The sequence below is a fragment of the Stieleria sedimenti genome, from assembly GCF_025060895.1.
GTDB lineage: Bacteria > Planctomycetota > Planctomycetia > Pirellulales > Pirellulaceae > Stieleria > Stieleria sedimenti.
The window spans coordinates 1-19121 of sequence record NZ_JANZKV010000081.1 but is presented as its reverse complement, the minus strand read 5'-3'; the positions used below and the strand labels follow the sequence as shown (position 1 = coordinate 19121).

12 protein-coding genes and 1 pseudogene are annotated in these 19121 nt (G+C 57.7%); 5 read left to right on the top strand and 8 right to left on the bottom strand.

The features are described from left to right. Window positions 1–367: 367 nt before the first annotated feature. Together NZK35_RS12190 and NZK35_RS12185 are read left to right on the top strand one after the other, a co-directional pair. On the top strand, window positions 368–1390 hold the full coding sequence (locus NZK35_RS12190; protein WP_259632811.1) for an SPFH domain-containing protein: 1023 nt from the start codon (window positions 368–370) through the stop codon (window positions 1388–1390). 64 nt (window positions 1391–1454) lie between these two features. Then, window positions 1455–2342: an SPFH domain-containing protein gene (locus NZK35_RS12185; RefSeq protein WP_259632810.1), complete on the top strand. Its 888-nt coding sequence runs from the start codon at window positions 1455–1457 to the stop codon at window positions 2340–2342. A 142-nt stretch (window positions 2343–2484) separates the two neighbouring features. On the opposite strand, the gene NZK35_RS12180 is transcribed toward NZK35_RS12185, so the two are convergent. Then, a complete protein-coding gene (locus NZK35_RS12180) occupies window positions 2485–4902 on the bottom strand; it encodes a PVC-type heme-binding CxxCH protein (RefSeq protein ID WP_259632809.1) in 2418 nt (805 codons plus the stop codon). Then, on the bottom strand, window positions 4899–6131 hold the full coding sequence (locus NZK35_RS12175; RefSeq protein WP_259632808.1) for a c-type cytochrome: 1233 nt from the start codon (window positions 6129–6131) through the stop codon (window positions 4899–4901). Before NZK35_RS12175 ends, NZK35_RS12180 begins: the two co-directional genes overlap by 4 nt. A 250-nt stretch (window positions 6132–6381) precedes the next feature. Between NZK35_RS12175 and NZK35_RS12170 the strand changes: the two genes are divergently transcribed. Together NZK35_RS12170 and NZK35_RS12165 are read left to right on the top strand one after the other, a co-directional pair. Continuing rightward, window positions 6382–7950 (top strand): efflux RND transporter periplasmic adaptor subunit, encoded by a 1569-nt coding sequence (locus tag NZK35_RS12170; protein WP_259632807.1) that lies wholly within the window; start codon window positions 6382–6384, stop codon window positions 7948–7950. Further along, window positions 7947–11213 (top strand): efflux RND transporter permease subunit, encoded by a 3267-nt coding sequence (locus NZK35_RS12165; RefSeq protein WP_259632806.1) that lies wholly within the window; start codon window positions 7947–7949, stop codon window positions 11211–11213. The genes NZK35_RS12170 and NZK35_RS12165 overlap by 4 nt, the downstream gene beginning before the upstream one ends. A 70-nt stretch (window positions 11214–11283) precedes the next feature. Here the strand turns inward: NZK35_RS12165 and NZK35_RS12160 are convergent, their stop codons facing one another. From NZK35_RS12160 to NZK35_RS12155, 3 genes and pseudogenes are all read right to left on the bottom strand, one after another. Then, on the bottom strand, window positions 11284–12060 hold the full coding sequence (locus NZK35_RS12160; RefSeq protein WP_259632805.1) for a hypothetical protein: 777 nt from the start codon (window positions 12058–12060) through the stop codon (window positions 11284–11286). Window positions 12061–12095: 35 nt separating this feature from the next. Then, window positions 12096–12545 (bottom strand): annotated as a pseudogene (locus NZK35_RS34920) (ADP-ribosylglycohydrolase family protein); the annotation flags it as partial. Window positions 12546–12642: 97 nt separating this feature from the next. Then, window positions 12643–13311: a PEP-CTERM sorting domain-containing protein gene (locus NZK35_RS12155; protein WP_259632804.1), complete on the bottom strand. Its 669-nt coding sequence runs from the start codon at window positions 13309–13311 to the stop codon at window positions 12643–12645. A 174-nt stretch (window positions 13312–13485) separates the two neighbouring features. On the opposite strand from NZK35_RS12155, the gene NZK35_RS12150 reads away from it, so the two are divergent. Beyond that, window positions 13486–14958 (top strand): leucine-rich repeat domain-containing protein, encoded by a 1473-nt coding sequence (locus tag NZK35_RS12150; protein WP_259632803.1) that lies wholly within the window; start codon window positions 13486–13488, stop codon window positions 14956–14958. A gap of 13 nt (window positions 14959–14971) precedes the next feature. Here NZK35_RS12150 and NZK35_RS12145 read toward each other — a convergent pair whose 3' ends face one another. Genes NZK35_RS12145 through NZK35_RS12135 form a run of 3 tightly spaced genes read right to left on the bottom strand, consistent with a single transcriptional unit; the run spans window position 14972 to window position 18932 of the window. Then, on the bottom strand, window positions 14972–16174 hold the full coding sequence (locus NZK35_RS12145) for an exo-beta-N-acetylmuramidase NamZ family protein (protein ID WP_259632802.1): 1203 nt from the start codon (window positions 16172–16174) through the stop codon (window positions 14972–14974). Then, on the bottom strand, window positions 16171–17397 hold the full coding sequence (locus NZK35_RS12140; protein WP_259632801.1) for an exo-beta-N-acetylmuramidase NamZ family protein: 1227 nt from the start codon (window positions 17395–17397) through the stop codon (window positions 16171–16173). The genes NZK35_RS12145 and NZK35_RS12140 overlap by 4 nt, the downstream gene beginning before the upstream one ends. Further along, window positions 17394–18932, bottom strand: a complete 1539-nt coding sequence (locus NZK35_RS12135) for a sodium:solute symporter (protein ID WP_259632800.1) — start codon at window positions 18930–18932, stop codon at window positions 17394–17396. Before NZK35_RS12135 ends, NZK35_RS12140 begins: the two co-directional genes overlap by 4 nt. Between the last annotated feature and the right edge of the window lie 189 nt (window positions 18933–19121).

The window sequence follows — 19121 nt, the reverse complement described above, 5'->3', positions numbered from 1 at the left end:
ATGCAATATCCGGGCTAGGATCTCGGTGGCACCAACTAGGATCTGACTAGGATCTGGTGGGTGGCACCAACTAGGCCCGACGGAGAATTTGCGTCAACTAAATAGTGGGTGGCACCAACTAGGATCTGCGTTAACTAAATAGTGGGTGGCACCAACTAGGATCTGAGAGGGTGTTGGGGCGGAACGGTGGTGACAGAATGTTGGGGGATTTGTCGACTTGTCTGAAAAAAAAATCGCCCTTGAAGGTGGGAGTTGAGGCCCATTTTGGGTGTTGCGGGGAGGAACGCCCCGCCCGGACTTAAGCGTGGGGTATCTTTAGATTCAAGGTACCGGTCCCACTTTTCGCCCAATCACACCAAGCACGGCTATGTCATTTATCCTCGGACTGATGATGGGGATCATCATCTACAGCTTCTTCCGCTGCATTGTCGGCGGCTTCTACACGGTCAGCCCCGATCAACGGGCGATTGTGACGAGTTTCGGGAAAGCCCAGCGATTGGAAGGCATGCAGGTCACCGGCGGTGACACGGATTCTGACGGTTTGAGCGACGAAGAACACCAACGGTACGAATACCCGCAAGTCCGTGTCGTCGGCCCCGGCGGTCCCTACTTCAAAATGCCATGGCAAGATGTCCACAAGGTATCCGTCGCGACCCAGGCGGTCGACCTTTCTTGGGACCCCTCCAAAGCGCAGGACACGATCGAAGCGGTCACGAAGGATAACCTGACGACCGGAATCAACGGCCAACTCCGTTATCGAATCAGCGAAAGCAACCTCTATCCGTACCTGTTCGGCGTGGCCAGTCCGCTCGAGCACGTGATGGGTTATTTCGTCAGCGTGCTTCGCGAGCGAGTCGCGAACTTCGTTGATCCGAAGGGCCAAACGCTGCTGGTCGATGCGGACGTCGATGAAGACGCCGGCGAGCAAACGTCACCGGCGATCGATCTGTCGGAAGGCGTCTCGATCAACGACTTGCGCAAAAACCTACCCCTGCTGAACCAATACATGGAAGAGCAATGCCGTTCGACGACCGGTCGCTACGGGATTGAACTCGACGCGGCACTGATCACCGAGATTGATCCCCCGGGAGAAGTCGATCGAGCTTTGTCGGCGATCAACAGCACGCGAAACCAAGTCGCCGCCGACCTCAGCACCGCGCGGGCCGATAGCGAGCAACAGATCACGATGAGTGCTCGGGCCGTGGAGATCGCGACGAACAACGCACAAGCGGAAGTTGCACCCCTTCGTGAACTTGCCCAGACGCTCACCGAGATCAAGAAGGAAGGCGGATCGTCCTGCTTGCACGCCTATCTGCGGAACGCCCGGATTCCGCTTTACTCCGTCGCCCGACGTGTGATCCAGACCACCCAGGCCGACACCGGCGGTTGAGAGACGATTGATACAGGCTGGCATTCAAAACTGAAAATACAACGATTATTGATAGGGTGATACGATGGGATGGTTCGGCGGCGGATTTATCTTCGGCTTGATGTTGATTCCAATTCTGCTTGGCTTCGCACGCTTCTTTGGGCTCTATGCCTGCGTCGGCGAATGCAAGGCACATGTCTTTACCTTGTTCGGCAAGGTGATCGGGACGCTTGATCAACCGGGGTTGCAAATCCCGGTGCTCAAGTTCGGCCCTCGAGCCTTGCTGGTGCCTTTCTTCGGGAAGTCCTACGTGGTCGACACGTCACTCCGTCAACATTACCTACGGAGCCAGATGGTCAATTCGGAGGAAGGCACGCCGATGGGTGTCGGTATCTGGTACGAGATGCGGGTGACCGATCCGGTTTCGTATCTGTTCACCAACGCCAATCCCGATGGTTCGCTGCAAGCCAACGTGACCAGTTCGACCATTTCCACGCTCAGCAACTTGGAAATGGAAAAGATGCTCGAAGACCGACATTCGCTCAGCCGGACGGTTCGCAAAACGGTCTCGCCGTTGTCGGAAAAATGGGGATACACGCTGGGGTCGGTTTACATTCGTAAAGTCGCGTTCACCGATCGGCTGATGGTCGACAACATCACCGAGAAGGTTGTCAAGCGGCTGGTTCAAGTGACCAGCGCAATGAAGCAGGACGGAGAAAACCGTGTCGGTCTGATCAAGAGCGAGACGGCATTCCGGGTGTCACAGAAAATGGCTGAAGCGTCCGCGTCACGTCCCAAGATCGTCGGCAAAGCGCTCAACGAAATCGCCGCCGCCGACCCTGAAATCCTGAACACGGTCTTGTCGGTCATGGAACTCGATACGCTGATCGAGTCCAACGCGGAAGTCGACTTGCTGCCCGATTCGAGTAACGTGCTGATTCAGGTCGGCCAGGGCGGCGGACGTGATCAATAGGCCGGGGCTGAATGCCTGATCATTGTGCCAATGGATCGATTTTGCCTGGCAGAGAATAGGCAGAACGATGGGGGCAGAATGACGGGGTGGCGGAATGATGTGGTGGCGGAATGATGTGGAGCGGATGAGACGATTCGGTCGGCTATCGGCTGACCAGTTTGACTTCGTTCCAGTAGGCCCATTCGTTGTGCCAGTCGTTGGCCCGGTTTTCTAAGGTCAGACGGATCTGGCGGCCGGCATACTTGGACAGATCGACGTGGACGTCCAGCCATTCGTCCTTCGAGACGGTGCTCGAGCTGATCGTCTGATCCGCGAGGACGTCTTTTCCGACCAGGACTCGCAGTTGCCAATCGCCGTGCGGGTGGTGACTGACTCGCAACTGCAAGCTCGTTGTTTTGCCTTCGGGGACTTTCACATCACGGATCATTCGGCAGGGTTGATTGCGATCTTTCGGATGAGTCTGCATCGCCGATCGGTTGCGGAAAACCTGGTGATGCACGATGCCTCCCTCGCCGACGTTGCGGACGTCAAATCCCGGTGCGACTTTTGCCACGACGCGTTGCCAATCCGGATCTGATCCCTCAGCGACGTCTCCCGTCGCCAAACGCCTGGCCACAAATTCTTGCAAGCTGGAAAGTTTTCCGTTGACGGCGAGCGCCAACGCCTGTTCCGGGAATTCTGGCACCATCGGTTCCAACGCGAACCAGTACATCCGTGCCAGGTTGTTGTCCGTTGCATCTTCGGCGTGCATCGCCAAGGCTTGGAGGATCGGCCAGCGGTCGGCGTACGGCAGACGCTGGACGGCAGACGCCAGGTAGAGCCGTACCACGGGCGATTCATCCTGTTCTGCCATCGACGCGAATTTGTTCAAGAGCTTCGTGTCCAACTCGGCCTGAGACGATTCGACATCCGCCAAGAAGAAGGCGTCGACCGTCGTTTGCTCGCTCAACAGCTGGATCGTCCAGGCGCGAACATAGGGATCGTCGTGATCGAGCAGCATCGTCAGTTCCGCAGGTGCCACCGAACCGGTCACGTGGGCCGCCCACAAGGCACGCAATCGTTTCGGCGAAGTGTCGGCCTGATGAAACATCTCAACCAGTTGCGTCTTGGCCGTTGATCGATCGAGCGTCCCGGCTGCGGCCCGAGAATGCAGCAGCACGCGGGCTTGGCGAACGTACCAGTCGTTCGCATGCCATTGCATGGCAATCAAGTCGCTGTTCGAGAGCGATCGCAGATTGGGGCGGGCGATGGGAGCCGCTCCTTCGGGCATGATCCGATAGACCCGTCCGCTTTGGGGAAAGTTGATTGCATTGCCGCAGATGTCGGTGTCGTGCCAATCCAGAATGTAGACACCGCCTTCGGGGCCAATCTCGACACTGAAACCGACCCAGGCCAAATCGTTGGTGGGCAGGAAATCGTCACCATGTTTGCCGATGAAGCTGGAACCGTTGGGCACCATCACATCGGTCAGCACGCAGTGCTCATGGATGTTGCACATGAACAGTCGGTCGTGATATTCCTCGGGAAACGCATCGGCCAAATAAAACCTTGCCCCGCCGTGGGCGGACAGGTGCGTGTGATCGCGGATGGTTTTGATGTCGTCGTAGATGTGCGGATTGATGTGCGGACGACTTTGCTTGGTGTAGACGCCGCCCTGGACGACGTGAAACAGGTGCGGGATGACGCAGCAAGTGGCGAATCCTTGACCGTGTTTGTCGAAATCGAATCCCCAGGGGTTTGAAAGTCCGCGGGCAAACACCTCGTATTTCTTCGTAACGGGGTGGAATCGCCAAATTCCGCCGTCGATGAATTGACGCCTTGAATCGCTTTCGCCGGGCTGGCCCACGCGTGACTGGGTGAACACCCCGTGGCATCCATACAGCCATCCGTCCGGCCCCCAGATGAAACTGTTCAGCGTTTCGTGGCGGTCGTTGATGCCCCAGCCGTCCAGCAGCACTTGTGGCGGTCCGTCGGGGCGATCATCGCCGTCGGCGTCGGGGATAAAACTAAAATTCGGCGGCGAACCCACGTAAACGCCTCCGAAGCCGACCGCGATTCCGGAGGTGAAGGTCAGGTCGTCGGCAAAGGTTTTCTTGTTGTCAAAGACGCCATCGCTGTCGGTGTCTTCCAGGATCTGAATCCGACTGACTTTGTCGTCGGTGTGTTCGCGGCGGGTGCGGTAGTTCAGATTTTCCACCACCCACATGCGGCCTCGGTCGTCGAAGCAGAACGCGATCGGTTCGGCCAAGTCGGGTTCGGCGGCATAGATCGAAACTTCAAATCCTTTCGGAATCGACATCCTTTTGACCGCTTCATCCGGTTTCAAAAACGGCGCATCACTGGTCCGGTGCTGTTGTTTGGGCAGCAGTTGTTGTGCGGTGACGGCTGCCGGGAAACCGATCAGGATTACCAGTGTGAGGCAGATAGCTGCGAGACGCGTCGTTGGGTTGTCTGCCCGTCGGCTAGCGTCAGACGGTCGATCATCAAACGACATCAGCTGGTTCACGCCGGCGTCCGGACGCTCGGCGTGTTGAATTGAACTTGTTCTTGTGATGATCATTGGGCCGCCTCCACTTGCGATTTCGTTTGCATGTACTTGACTAGATCGAACAGGTCTTTGCGGCTCAGCTGATCGAGTTGCCCTTCGGGCATCATGGACTTGTCGGACACTTTTCTGGCTTCGATGTCTTCTTTGGCGATCACCACCCTTGGTTGATCGACCGTCTTGAGCACGACGCGTTGATTGTCCTCTTCGGCCAGCACGCCGGTCAACACGCGTCCATCCACAGTCTGGATCAACTGCGTTCGATAGCCTTCCGGCACGTCCCCGCTGGGATCGACACTGTTTAACAGAAAGTAGTCCAAATTGGCTCGGTTGGATCCGGTCAAGTCAGGTCCGACTTTGCCACCTGTGCCGTACATCAAGTGACAGGCCCCACAAGTCTTTTGAAACACCACGCGTCCACGGCCCGCGTCGGCACCGGCCAGCACGTCATCGGTGATCAATCGCTTGTACTTCGCGATCGTTTCGCTGGTGTTCTTGTTTAGCTCAGGAATCTCGCCATAAACGTCGGTAAACTCCTTGCCGAGAATGTCGCGTAGGGATCGGGCGATGTAGGCGGGAACGTGTTCGCGGGGGACGCTCTCGTGCTTGATTCCGCGGACCAATTCTTTTGCGTAGGCTTTTCGCGTCGCGAGTGTTTCGATCGTGGCGCGCTGTGCTTCGGGGGTTGCGTTGGGGTAGCGGTCGAGCAGGATTTTGGGGGCGTCTTGTTTCGCGATGATCGCGTAGGCGCGAATCGCATCAAGTCGAAGCGCGTCGATCTCTAACAGCCCTTCCAGTTCGTCGGCCAAGCCCTCGTAGCGCTGCGTTACCAACGAGTCGAGCGCGGCCTGACGCTCGGACTCGGGCGCGTTGGAATCACGGAGTGTCGCCAGTGCCCGCTCGGTTGCCGCGGCGTCGCCAAAAATCTGTGACAGACGATTGGCGGATTCTCGAATCGACGCATTCTCGCTGAGGGACAATTCCTTCGCCAGCACACTCCACTCGTCCGGCGCCTGGACGTTTCGTCTGCCTTCCAGCCCCAGCAGCATGCCTTTCATTAACGAAGCCCGCACCGTGTCTTGGTCGCTCTGGCGAATCGTGTGCACCAACAGGGCGAGTGTTGCGGATTCGTCAGCCGCGATTGCGGTGGGCTGGGAGGTAAACAGAATCAACAGGGGCAGCAGTACCAATTGTCCGGCTCGAGCGAGGAGTGCGTGGCAAGGTGGGTGGGGAATCGGTTTCATCTGGAAGCAGTCAGGGGCGGGGCATAGGTTGATGGGAGACTGATTGTAGTAGATCCCGATTAGGGATGGGGGCAAGACGATGGGGGCAAGACGATGGGTGGGGCAGGCGTTGGGACGGTGCGTGTGGCGTGTGTGGCGGGCTGGGCCGGCAAATTCGTGGACGTCCGCTACTTGAGCTATCATGTGGGGTTTCAATCGAACACGATTGCACCGCCGCGTTTACAGCTTGAAGATTCTACGGGTGTCGTTGATGAATAGATGGATTCCGGCCCTTGGGCAGACGTTCCTCTCGATCGCCATTTTAGCCACCGGCGTGGGCGGTTTTTTTCTGATGGGGACGCCCGAGGTTCCGGTCCAGGAACCCGTGCCGGCGCCTCCCCCGTTGGTGGTCGCCCGGCCCGCGGTCGCACACACCGAAGGCATTTCGTTTGACGTCGATGGCGTGGTCGTTCCCTATCGCGAGATCGATATTTCGGCACAGATTTCGGGTCGAGTTGAGTACAAATCGGAGGCGTGTCGCAGTGGTCGCACGGTCCAGAAAGGCGACGTATTGCTTCGCATCGAACCGGACGACTATCAGCTTGAGGTCCGGCGTCTGGCCGAAGAGCTTGCTCAGGCCGATGCGATGATTTTGGAGCTGGATGCGGAAATCACTTCCTCGGACAACCAGATCGAATCGTCGCGTCAACAATTGGCGATCGACGTCCGGCAATTAAAACGCAGCGAAGATTTGATGCGTCGCAGTGCCGCGTCCGATACGGAAGTCGACAGCGCACGCCGGGCCGAGCTGACGACCCGCAATACCCTGCAATCGCAGATCGATCAGCGGAACTTGTTGATCCAGCGCCGGCTGCGAATGGAAAGTGCCAAAGCACTCGTGCAGGCGAATCTGGACAAGGCCAAATTGAATCTGACCCGCACCGAGATCGTTTCGCCGATCGACGGCGTCGTTGTTAGCGAAAGTGTCGAGCAGGACGGATACGTTCAAGCCGGGGGGCCGGTTGTTGTGCTGCAAGACACCTCGCAGCTGGATGTCAGCTGCAAGCTGTACATGCATCAGATGCACTGGTTGTGGCAGAGCGATTCGGTGGACGGCTCGGCCAACGGCTATGAACGCGGCTACGATTTTCCCGAAACCCCGGCGACCGTCATTTATTCACTCGGTGAAGAAGACTACGCGTGGCGAGGCGTCGTCGATCGTTATGACGGGGCCGGCGTCGATGCCCAAACACGCATGGTGCCGTGTCGCGTCCACGTCGATGATCCGACCGCGGTGATGAAGCTGAGCGACATGGAATCGACCAGGCGTGCCGAAGCGTTGGTGACGAAACCGTCGGATTCGGATCCCGTTACCGACGACGCGACAGGGGGGAATTCGCCAAGTCTTGGCGCGGAAATCACTGCAGAGAGCGCGAATCTGCAACCGCCAACCTTGATGACGGGCATGTTCGTGAAAGTGCGGATTCACGCGGCACCGCCGATCCCGCTGGTCCGATTGCCTCACCAAGCGATCCAGCCCGGCAACGCGGTCTGGATCGTTGAGTCGGGCAAGCTTCACAAGAAATCGATTGCGATCGCCAATTCGTCTGAACACTACGTCGTTGCCTACCAGCGTAGCGGCGGTCTGCGCGCCGGCGATTTGATCGTGACCTCACCGCTGGCGACGCCTGTCGAAGGGATGCCGGTCAGCACGTCGGCGGATGCGGTGATCGGTGCGGGCCGACGCGGACCACCGGGTGGCAAGCCCAATGCAGCCGCAGTCGGTAACGCAGCGGGGAAACATCCCGGCGGCGCGACTCGGGGAGGACGCCCCCAATGATGAAGTCCATCGTCCACGCCTCGATCAACAATCGCGCCGCACTCAATCTGTGTATGGTGGCGATCATGATCGTGGGCTGGTTCTGCTTGCGGGCCATGCATCGTGAATCGTTTCCCGAATTCGAACTCGACCGGATCACGGTCACCGTGCCCTACCCCGGGGCGGCGCCGCAGGAGGCGGAACAGGGGATCGGACAAAAGGTGGAGGAAGCGGTTCGTTCGATCGAAGGAATCAAGAAAGTCACGACGGTGGCGATGGAAGGTTCCTGCACGGTGTTGATGGAGCTCGTTCCCGGGGCACGGTCTGCGGATCGTATCTTGGACGAGGTCCGCTCGGGCGTCGATCGAATCCCCAGTTTTCCGCTGGAGGCCGAAGACCCGGTGGTCACCCTGGTGACCAACCGACGCCCCTCGATTCGCGTCGGCGTGTTGGCACCTGAATGGGCACCCCGAAACGCCGACGACACGCTTTCTTCGCAAGCGGAGTTGGACTTGCGAGAGGTCGCCGAGCGGGTCCGCGACGACCTGTTGGCGATTGAATCGGTTTCACAGGTCGACTTCCTCGCCGCACGTAATTACCAGATCGACATCGAGATTCCCGAACAGACGCTTCGGGCACACGGGCTGACGCTGCGTCAGACGGCGGAGATCATTCGGCGGGAAAATCGCGAGTTGCCTGCCGGTTCGATTCGCAGCCAATCGCAGGAAGTGTTGTTGCGTGGGAACAATCGTCGTACCCGTGGCGACGAACTCGCCGAGCTGCCGTTGGTCACCGAGCCCAGTGGTGCGGTGTTGACCGTCGCGGACCTCGGCACGGTTCGCGATGAGTTTACCGACGCGACGGCAATCAACGTCATCAATGGGCAACCCGCGTTGGCGTTGTCGGTCGAACGCAGCACCTCGGAAGACTTGTTCGTGATGATCGACGCGGTGAAGAGTTATGTCGAGCAGGCAGAATTGCCGAGTGGATATCAGCTGATGACCTGGAGCGACGAATCGGTCGAGGTCCGTGGCCGGTTGGACCTGTTGCTCAACAACGGGACACAGGGTTTGCTGATCGTTTTTACGCTGTTGCTGTTATTTTTGGATCCGAAGTTGGCGTTTTGGGTGGCGTTGGGAATCCCGTTCGCCATTCTGGCGTCAGGGATATTCTTGTATTGGACGGGGCAAACGTTGAATCTGATTTCGATGTTCGCGTTCGTGATGGCGCTCGGCATCGTGGTCGATGATGCCATTGTGGTGGGAGAAAACGTCTTCGCCCACCGACAGATGGGCAAGTCACACATGCGGGCGGCGATCGATGGAACGGTGGAAGTGATCCCTTCGGTGACGACGGCCGTGTTGACAACCGTCGTCGCGTTCGCACCGCTGCTGTTCGTCAGTGGGACGATGGGGAAGTTCACGGCGGTGATGCCGGCGGCCATCATCGCGATCTTGCTGGTGTCGCTGATCGAATGCATCACGATTTTGCCCTGTCACCTGGCACACGAAGACAGCATCATTTTTCGGATCTTTCACGTCGTTCTGTATGTTTTTCGGCCGCTGCTGTTTGTCGCCCAAAAACTGAACGTGGCGGCCACGTGGCTGTTGGGCCGATACATCGACCGCATCTATAAGCCGACATTGGAGTGGTCGTTGGGCAATCGGTCCATCGCAGTCGCCCTCTGTTTCGCGGCGTTGATCTTGACCGGTGGTTTGTACCGATCGGGGATCATTCAATTCAACTTCTTTCCCAGGGTCGACGGCAACACGCTCAGTGCGAACGTGGTGTTTCCCGATGGGACACCGGAAAGCGTGACGATCGCGGCGACGAAGAAGGTCGAGGACGCGTTCTGGCGGATCGCTGATCGTTATGAGAAGAAGGGCCAGCCGATCGCAAAGACGTCGTACCGTGTCGTCGGTGCTTCGGTGCAAGGCGGCGGACCCGGTGGATCTCCCATGCCGTCCGGTGGCGGTGGTCACAAGGGCAGCGTCGAAGTGGAACTGGTCAATGCGGAAAGCCGCGGCGTGCACAGTCGGGCGATCGTCGCCCAGTGGCGAGAAGCGGTCGGGACCATCGTGGGGACCGAAGAGCTAACCTTGGGTACCCGGTCGTTCGGCCCCGGCGGGACGCCGATCGAATTCAAATTGCTCGGGCCGTCGCGAAGCGTCGCTGATTTGGAAGCGGCGGTGAACGAGTGCAAAGAAAAACTGGCCAAGTATCCCGGCGTTTATGACATCAAGGATGATTCCGTGCCGGGCAAATGGGAATATCGTTTTCGCGTCAAACCCGAAGCATTTGCGATGGGCGTGCGGACCGCAGATTTGGCCGAAACCGTGCGTGCGGCCTACTACGGGGAAGAAGTCATGCGGGTCCAACGCGGACGTCATGAAGTCAAAATCATGGTCACCTACCCGCGCGACGATCGCCGGTTGCTGGCCAACTTTGACGAGGTCCGGGTGCGGCTGAGTGACGGAATTGAACGTCCGATCACGGAACTCGCCGAGATCGATGTCGTGCGAAGCTATTCCGAAATCAATCGGATCGATCAAGCCAGGTCGATCACGGTGTCGAGCAACCTGGACGAGGAGACCGGCAATGCGGAGGAGATTGTCGCTGATCTGCAAGCGGAGTTCATGCCGGGGTTGTTGTCCAAATACCCCGACGTGCGAGTGCGATGGGAGGGACAGCAGGAGCGGCGCGCGGAGTCGATGGGCAGCTTGTTCAGCGGGTTTGGTGTGGCGTTGTTCGTGATGTACATCCTGCTGGCGATCGAATTCAAGTCCGCGGTGCAGCCGTTGTTGGTGATGTTGATCATCCCCTTCGGAGCGCTCGGTGCCGTGGTCGGGCACTTGTTGATGGGATTGCCGCTGACGCTGTTCAGTTTTTATGGAATCATCGCGCTGACCGGGATCGTGGTCAACGACTCGATCGTGTTGATCGACTTTATCAATTCCCGCGTCAGGGGCGGGATGCCGATCGGTCAAGCGCTGTCTGAATCCGGGGTGCGACGGTTTCGCCCCGTCTTGCTGACCACGATCACAACGATCGGTGGGCTGGTTCCCATCTTGATGGAGTCGTCGATCCAGGCACAGATTTTGATCCCGATGGCGACCAGTATCGCGTTCGGAGAATTATTCGCGACCGTGGTCGTTTTGTATCTGGTTCCGGTCACGTACTCGTTGTACTGGAGCGCCGGAGGGCGATTGGTGCACGAATCAGAAGACGAGAGCGAAACCTATCAGAGTGATGAACCGGCGGTGCCGATGCCGGTCGCGACGTAGCGGAACTCGTCAAGAGTTTCGACGGGCAGGGCGACGTGCCGAGAACATTGGCGGCTTTCGCGACGAGGCGTCAGGGGGTGTGGCGTATCCACTCCCTAGCGATGTCGATCCATTGGCGTTTGGTTTCCAGGGACGCGATTGCTTCAGAATCAATGTTCGTTCGCGACGAGCTTGGTCTTGAAGCGTTGCACGCAGCGTGCAATTCATGTTGCCTTCGCCGGCCGATTCGACACGGGTCGTCGCGACAGAGGTGCATGATTGCCAGCGGCACCACGAACGTGAAATGGGCATCCCACCAATAATGGGGCTTTCCATCTTGCTCCAATTTTTCAAACAGTTGACGCGGATCCCGATCGGCCGACTCGGCCCATTGCCGCCCTCGGCCGAGCCACTGGGCAAACGGCCTGTCGGTGAACGGGATGTCGGTGTAGTGGTAGGGATCCGTCTGGATCAGCGTTTGCTTTCGCGTGTTCGGATCCGAATCGTTGTGGCGATCCGAAAGCACTTCTGCGATTCCCGAGTTGATTGCGGCACAGAAGTCGACCGCACGGTCGGAATCCAAAAAGTCGATGGCGTAGGTCGCTTCGTATGCCGCGACAGGTTTTCCTGGAAAGACGGCGGCCAGGGGAAGCAACGCCATTTGGCCGGAGCAATTGGCCACGCCTGCCCAAAGTCGCTCGGGAGGGTACGCCGGTTCGGAAGCAACGTTGGCCGGTGCGTGCTGTGACTTGGCCGTCCACCAACGGGCGGCGTCACGGTAGGGTTTGAATCCGTCATGATCCAGCGCTGCCGTCGATTCGGCGGTTTCATCCACGTGTCGCAGCTGACGCAAATACTCGGCTGCCAAACGCGAGCGGTCGAGCGTGACGGGCCTTGCTGGGGGTTATCAAGCGTTCGCTTGATTGCACGCAATAGAATGATCTTGTGACGCGAATCGTCCGTGATGGTGCCTGCCGGTGCACGTTTTCGCCACGGTCCAAAGGGCGCCGTTTCGGGGCGTAGCGTTTCGTAGCCACGCAGCCGAAGCGTTCGGGCAAGAGTTTCGCAGTGTGTCGCTGTCAGTTTCGTTCCGGCCTTCCAATCACGGACGTGCGGCATGTCGTCGGGCAAACGGTCGGGATCGGAAAACTCGATCGGTCCGCCAAGTGCGTCTCCCAAAAGCGATCCGATCAGAAAACCACGCAAGCGGTCGAGTGAAATGCCGAGCCGATGGGCGAGGTCTTCGGTCGTGTCGGTCGTTTCAGATTGCTCCGCAGCAGTCTGGGCGCTCACCCTGACGGCGGAGGCAGCCAGGAGGAATGCTAATGACGAGAATATTCTGCGACGTTCCATAATTTCTATTCGAACGGATGCCCCACCAAATGGCCTCGTTCGTCCGGACCATCCGACACTGGCGGGATCATCCGCCCCTCGTGCAGCCGTGCTCGGTTCAGCGTCGCCGGCGGCAACCCACAACGCTGCCGACTAGAGCCAGCATCGCGAAGGAACCGGGTTCAGGAATCGTAACGGGGCTAGCGATAAAGCTTGTTTGGCTGTCAAAATAGTAAGGGCGATCTGAGGTCGGGTTTTGGAGCGAAACGCTGTTGATGCTGTTCGCCCCCGTATTGTCGACCAACCCGAGAAAGTAGCCATTTGCGGGGCCTGGCAAATCTATCACGGTACTTGTTGCTTCGAGCGACTGACTGCCGCCTGCCGACGTGAGCGAGAACGAGGTCGACAAGGAGCCTTCGTAGACAACGAAGATGCCCGCGGCGGAACGTCCAGTGCCGAAGCTCATGGTGATCACTTCATTCTCGAATTCAGGAAAAGCAAAGTTTGCGTTGCCAATGAAATTATCGGGGCTGATGGTGCCGTCGGTGATACCGTCGGTCACATAAACACTCATGGATCCGCCGCTCGAGAACGTGACGTCGTCAATCGTGTTGATGCTATTGCCGCCGGGGATTGAGTCAAAATCAATGACACTTTCGCTGCCGAACGCGGCAGATTGGAACGATGCGTAGTCTGTGTACCCGACGATGGCTGCGGAGGCTTTGGGATGCTCCATCACGATGAAACTGAATAGTAAAAACGTCCAGAAGAGGGTTGCGGGTTTCATAACGCCAGACATCTCAAGGGGGGCAACATGGTGAATGATTCTGTGCCGCGGCGAAAAAGCCGGCTTCGATCAAGTTGTTAAACTAACCGAAAGTCGAGACAGGTTTGGAGTCATCGCGTCACGGTGAGCTTGATTTGGCTGTTTTTCTCAGAAAACCGCGTTTGGATGTCCCGGATGAAACGAATTCGATTCTCGATTCGAACACTCCTGCTGCTAGCCGTTGTTGCGGCGGTGGGCATCGTCGTTTATCAGCGTCATGCGCGGGTTCACAGCACCGTCACGCGATTCGAATCGCTTGGTGGGAAGGTGAAGTACCGTGCGTCCTTCCTGGATGGGTTGCATGCTCGGACGGGTTACTTCTGGGCCACGCCGATTGAAGTTGATCTGTCGCACAGTCGGATTCGCCGTGGCGGTCTGGTGGGAATCGAACATCTTGAATCGTTAGAGAGACTGTATCTCAATCGCACCGGGATCGCTGTCGATGACGTCGCCGAATTGGTCAAGTGCAAGCGACTGAAACGATTGTCGCTGTGGGGCAACTACAACATCACCAGCGGCGCGATCGATCATCTGACCACGTGCCCGATGCTGGAGGCGTTGGATCTTCACGACACTCGGATTGTTCCGTCAACGCTTGGCCGTTTGAGTGATTTGCCGTGTCTGAGTCGGTTGGTGTTTTCCGCGGAATTCTACCACCAGGAAAGCAGTCGGATGAATGGAAGCGTGATGCGTCAACTCGCATCGATTGGTCAGCTGCAACCGGTCGGTTCGTGTTTTTTGTGGGACTTTGACGCCGACGAGATACAGATGTTTTGCCAGACGGACACCTCAAGGATGGGCAGGTTACTGTTGCGTCAATGTGAACTCACCGATCAGGCATGCAGGGCGATCAGCTCGCTGCGGGCTGGAGAGCTTGATCTGCAGTTGTGCGATCTCGATGATCGTCGATTGCAACTGATCGATCCGAAGCCTTTTGGCCGGATCGATATCGCAAACCGAAAGGATACTGCTAGACCCGACATCACCCTCGACGGAATCACCGCCTGGTTGCCGATGGGGTTGCGAACCGTCGGCGTGTACGACGGGTATGTCGAGTTTATTGACGAGCCCAGTACGCGTTGGAAGTATCGTTTGACGATTCGATCTCGGCCGCTGAGACGCGCTTTGCTGCATAAATGGCTTGACCTGGGCCTGAAAGAATTGGATCTCAACGTCGATGAAAACCTGGCCCGTGATCTCGAGATTGTCGCAGCGATCAACCCGCCGATCGACCTGCTGATACGCAACCACCTGTTCGTCTGGCCGTTTTTGTCACAGATGGATCAATTACAGGGACTGACGTTGTACAACGATGTGTCGACGCCTCTCCGATTCGTCGATGGACTTTCGCTGCGATCACTTTCTCTGTACGGCAGGTTTTATCCGAACAAGGGAACGTTTCAGGAAATTGCCAAGTTGAAGGAATTGTCGTGGCTGCAAATACGCAATCGCAACGTGGTGACGTTGGAAGACGTTCAACCGCTAGGAGCTTTGCAACATTTGACCACGGTCCGGATCAGCAAGCTGACGCCGGAGGCCGAGGCGTATTTGGAACGGTTATGTGCGGCGAACGAAACAGCAGTTTCGGGCTCTGTGGACGGTCCGTGAAAATCTTCCTCGCTCAACCACGAAAACGATCTTCTTTCGGATCGTTGAGTTGGAATTTGCAACTTCGCTGGTTCCACGATGTTACGTCGAGTTCGGCGAGATCGTCGATCGTGTGCCCTTGATTCAATTCTTGTCGTAACCGGCTAGAACCATAGATGATGTCGATCGGTGGCTTCTGCGTTTCGTACTCGTAGGGTGGATCGAGCCAGCGAAATTCGTCGGGCCAATGGTGCTGGATCACCGACAGGATGGCGATCGATGTTTTCAGTGATCGAAACTGCTGAGGGTCGGTGATGTGGATCGAGATGCCGCCGCACAACTGGCCCGCCCATTTGTCAAACGTGGGGCGGAAATAGAGCGGCAAGAAATGAACGCCGGGCAAGTCGATGTCGTCGAGCGTTTGGATCAGTGTGTCGGGATCGATGAACGGTGCCCCGACGACTTCGAAGGGCGTGGTGGTGCCGCGGCCTTCGGACAAATTAGTTCCTTCCAGTAAAACTTGGCCGGGATAGACCATGGCGGATTGCGTGGTCGGTAAATTTGGCGACGGTAACAGCCAATGGCGATGCAGTGAATCGAACGTGTCGTCGGGCGACCATCCCCGGACAGGAATGATTTCCAGCGAAACGTCGATTCGCAATTCGGATTGCAGCAACAACGCCAACTCTCCCATCGTCAGTCCATGGCGCATGGGAATCGATGCCCCGCCGACAAAGCTGCGATAGGCATCATCCAATAGCGGGCCTTCGACGATCCGGCCGCCGATCGGATTCGGCCGGTCCAGCACCAGGATGGAAACGTTTGCATCGGCGCAAGCGTGCAGGCACTCGAGCAATGTCCACACGAAGGTGTAAACGCGCGTGCCAACGTCTTGCAGATCGATGACCAAACAATCGAGCCCGGCCAGCATCTCCGGTGTCGGTCGTCGCGACTCGCTGTACAGGCTATAGATCGGAACGTTCAAACCCGGGTGCCAGCTGTGGTCGGTTTCGATCATGTTGGCTTGGGCATCACCCCACAGCCCGTGCTGGGGCGTGAACAGGGCGGCGATTTGACCCGGATACGCATCGTGCAAAACATCGCACGCCAGGCGAAGATCCCGGTCGACTGACGCACGGTTCATCAGCAATCCGATTCGTGCGGACTGCAGCACCCGCGGTCGCTCCGCCACACAGGTTTCCAGTCCCAGCTGCAATTGACCCGGCGTCGCATTCACGGTTCGTCTCTGCCGGAATCGCGGTACAGCAAGAACGCTTCTCGGCGGTGTTTGAAATCGCTGAGTTCATCTTGGTAGGCCGCAACTAATTGTTCAACCGATTTTCTGCTGAGGATTCCGTCGCGTGTTTTTTCGCTTACCAGCAAACGGTTCAGCGACTTTGTTTGCCAATCTTGGGGATAGAGTCGATGCAGTGTGGTGGCCAACGTCAGTCCGGTCTCCAGCGGGTCAAACGCGGCCCGGTCGGTCACGATCAGGTTGACGCCACCGCACCTTTGAGCCTCGTGTTTACTCGTGTCGGGCGTAAACTCGATCGGCACAAACCGGATTCCGTCGAGTGGTTGAGCGTTCAACTCGCGTGCCAGCGTGGTGGCGTCGATCCAGGGGGCGCCCAAAACTTCGAAGGGAGTGTCGGTACCGCGTCCGACCGAGACGTTGGTGGTTTCCAGCAGTCCGACTCCCGGATAGAGCAACGCTTGCGTCAAACTGCGCATGTTCGGAGACGGGTTGACCCAGAGACGTCCTGTGGCGTCAAACATTTTGCTGCGATCCCAGCCTTCGACGGGAATGATTTGCAAGTCGAGATCAAGTTCCCATTCGGATTTGAACATCATTGCCAATTCGCCGACCGTCATCCCATGGCGAACGGAGATTGGGTGGTAACCGACGAAGGATTCGTCGCCGGGATCCAGCACGGGACCTTGCACGGAGACACCATTGATCGGGTTCGGTCGGTCCAACACCACAAAACGGATTTGGTGTTGGGCAGACGCTTTCATCGCCCCGCCCATGGTAGAGATGTAGGTATAGAAACGCGTTCCGATGTCTTGAATATCAAACACAAGTGTGTCGATCCCCTCGAGCATCTCTGGCGTGGGGGCTCGGGTCTTGCCGTACAAGCTATGGACGTTCAAGCCTGTCAGCGAGTCGCGTTGATCATCGATGTTCGCTTGGTCCAAGACACCGGCGAAACCGTGTTCGGGGCTGAACAGAGCCACCAAGGTGACGTCCGGTGATTCATGGAACAGCTTGACGGTGGAGACTCCGCGAGCGTTTGTGCCGGTATGGTTGGTGATCAAGCCAATTTTGCGGCCGGCGAGTTGTTGGAATTCGTCCCGTTGGAGCACATCAATGCCCGCCAAAACTTGCGCGGCGGCATGACGCGGCAAACTCGTCATCAGAGCAAGGGTGAATAACAGTGAAATGAAAACATGCTTGTTCATCTTGATTCCTCGTCGCGTCGCGAGTTTTCCTCGACGGTCGATACAGCAGGGGATAGTGATGGAAAGAATTGACTGGCAAGGAACCCGGAGGCGAAGGTGGTGAGGGATCCGATGATTGCAAACCAAGGCCAGGAGATGGAGGTTCCGAATTTGACCGCGGTCAACACAGCGATCCCGGTCACCATTCCCACCAGGGCGCCGCGTTGGTGGGCCGAGCGGCTGAACATGCCCAGCCCGAACACTCCCAACAAGATGCCCGCGGTAAAGCCCGCGATCGCCAAGGCATCGCCGACGACGCTGCGGGAGAGGTAGCTGGCTCCCATGCCGATGGCGATTTGGAGCACGCCAAAAACGATCGTGAAGACGCGACCGGCGGACAGCAGTTTGCGTGAGTGATCGGTTTGGGAATCATCCTCGGCAATTTCGGGGTAGGCCCACGGCGCGTAGAAATCGGAGACGGCGGCGGCGGCCGATGAATTCAGTGAGCTGGAAAGTGTCGACATCGCCGCCGCGAAAACTGCAGCCAAGGTGATTCCGACCAAGCCGATCGGTAGATGATCGACGATGAAGGTCGCAAAGACTTCGTCGTTGTGTTCGAACGATTGAGGTTCGACCGTGCTGTAAAAAGCGGCCAACGCGACACCCAGCAGTAGGAATAGCGCGAATTGAGCGAAGACCACCACGCCACTGGCAATCACCGCACGTTGCGCGTCGCGCGAACTGCGGGCACACAAATAACGCTGGACAAACATTTGGTCGGTACCATGGGTCCCCAACGTCAACACTGCACCTCCGATCAAACCCGACCAAAACGTGTACGTCTCGGTCCAAAGGCTGAATGTTTCCGTCGACTGCCAGCGGAAATCCAGCAGCTGAAATCGTCCGCTGGAGTTGCCAAATTCCCACAGTTCTGCCCAACCTCCGGGCAAGAACCCGGCCAGGATTTTTAGCGCCAATAATCCCCCGGCCATGTAAACGACCAGTTGCAGACAGTCGCTCCAGATCACGGCCTTCATCCCACCAAAGAACGTGTACAGGATGGTGGCGATGCCGATCAACGCGATGCAGAGGTGGAGGTCGATTCCCAGCACCTTTTCGAGTGCGATGCCGGCTAAAAAGAGCCGTAATCCGTCACCCAGATTCCGTGTGATCAGGAACAACAGCGAGGCACATTGCTTGCTCGCCCCCCCAAATCGCTGTTGCAGTATTTGGTAGGCCGTAAAGATTTTGCCGCGGCAGTACAGCGGCACCAGCACAGTGGCGACGATCACGCGGCCCAACAGAAAACCCAGCGCGAGCTGTAAGAACCGCATGTCGCCGCCTGCGGCGAACGCGATCCCCGGCACGCTCAAGAAGGTTGCGGTGCTGGTTTCAGTGGCGACGATCGAACCCAGGATGGCCCACCACGGCAAATCACGCCCGCCCAGCAGGTACCCCGAAAGATCTTTCTGATCTCGCCCCACCCACACGCCCAACGCCACCATCGCCAGCATGTAGAAGACTAAGATCGAAGCGTCGATCAAACTGATTGCCAAACCATCGTTCCTGTAGGGTGATCACGGTACGGTCCGCCCGACCTCTCACGGAAAATCGGAACCATACCTCGTGTGTCGTCAATGATTAGACTCAGAAAGACTGTCCCGAATGGCACGAGATTCAGAAACCGCTGGTGTCTCGCGTTGAGGTGATTTCCCGTCGCTGCAACGCAGCGACCGTGGGCGGCT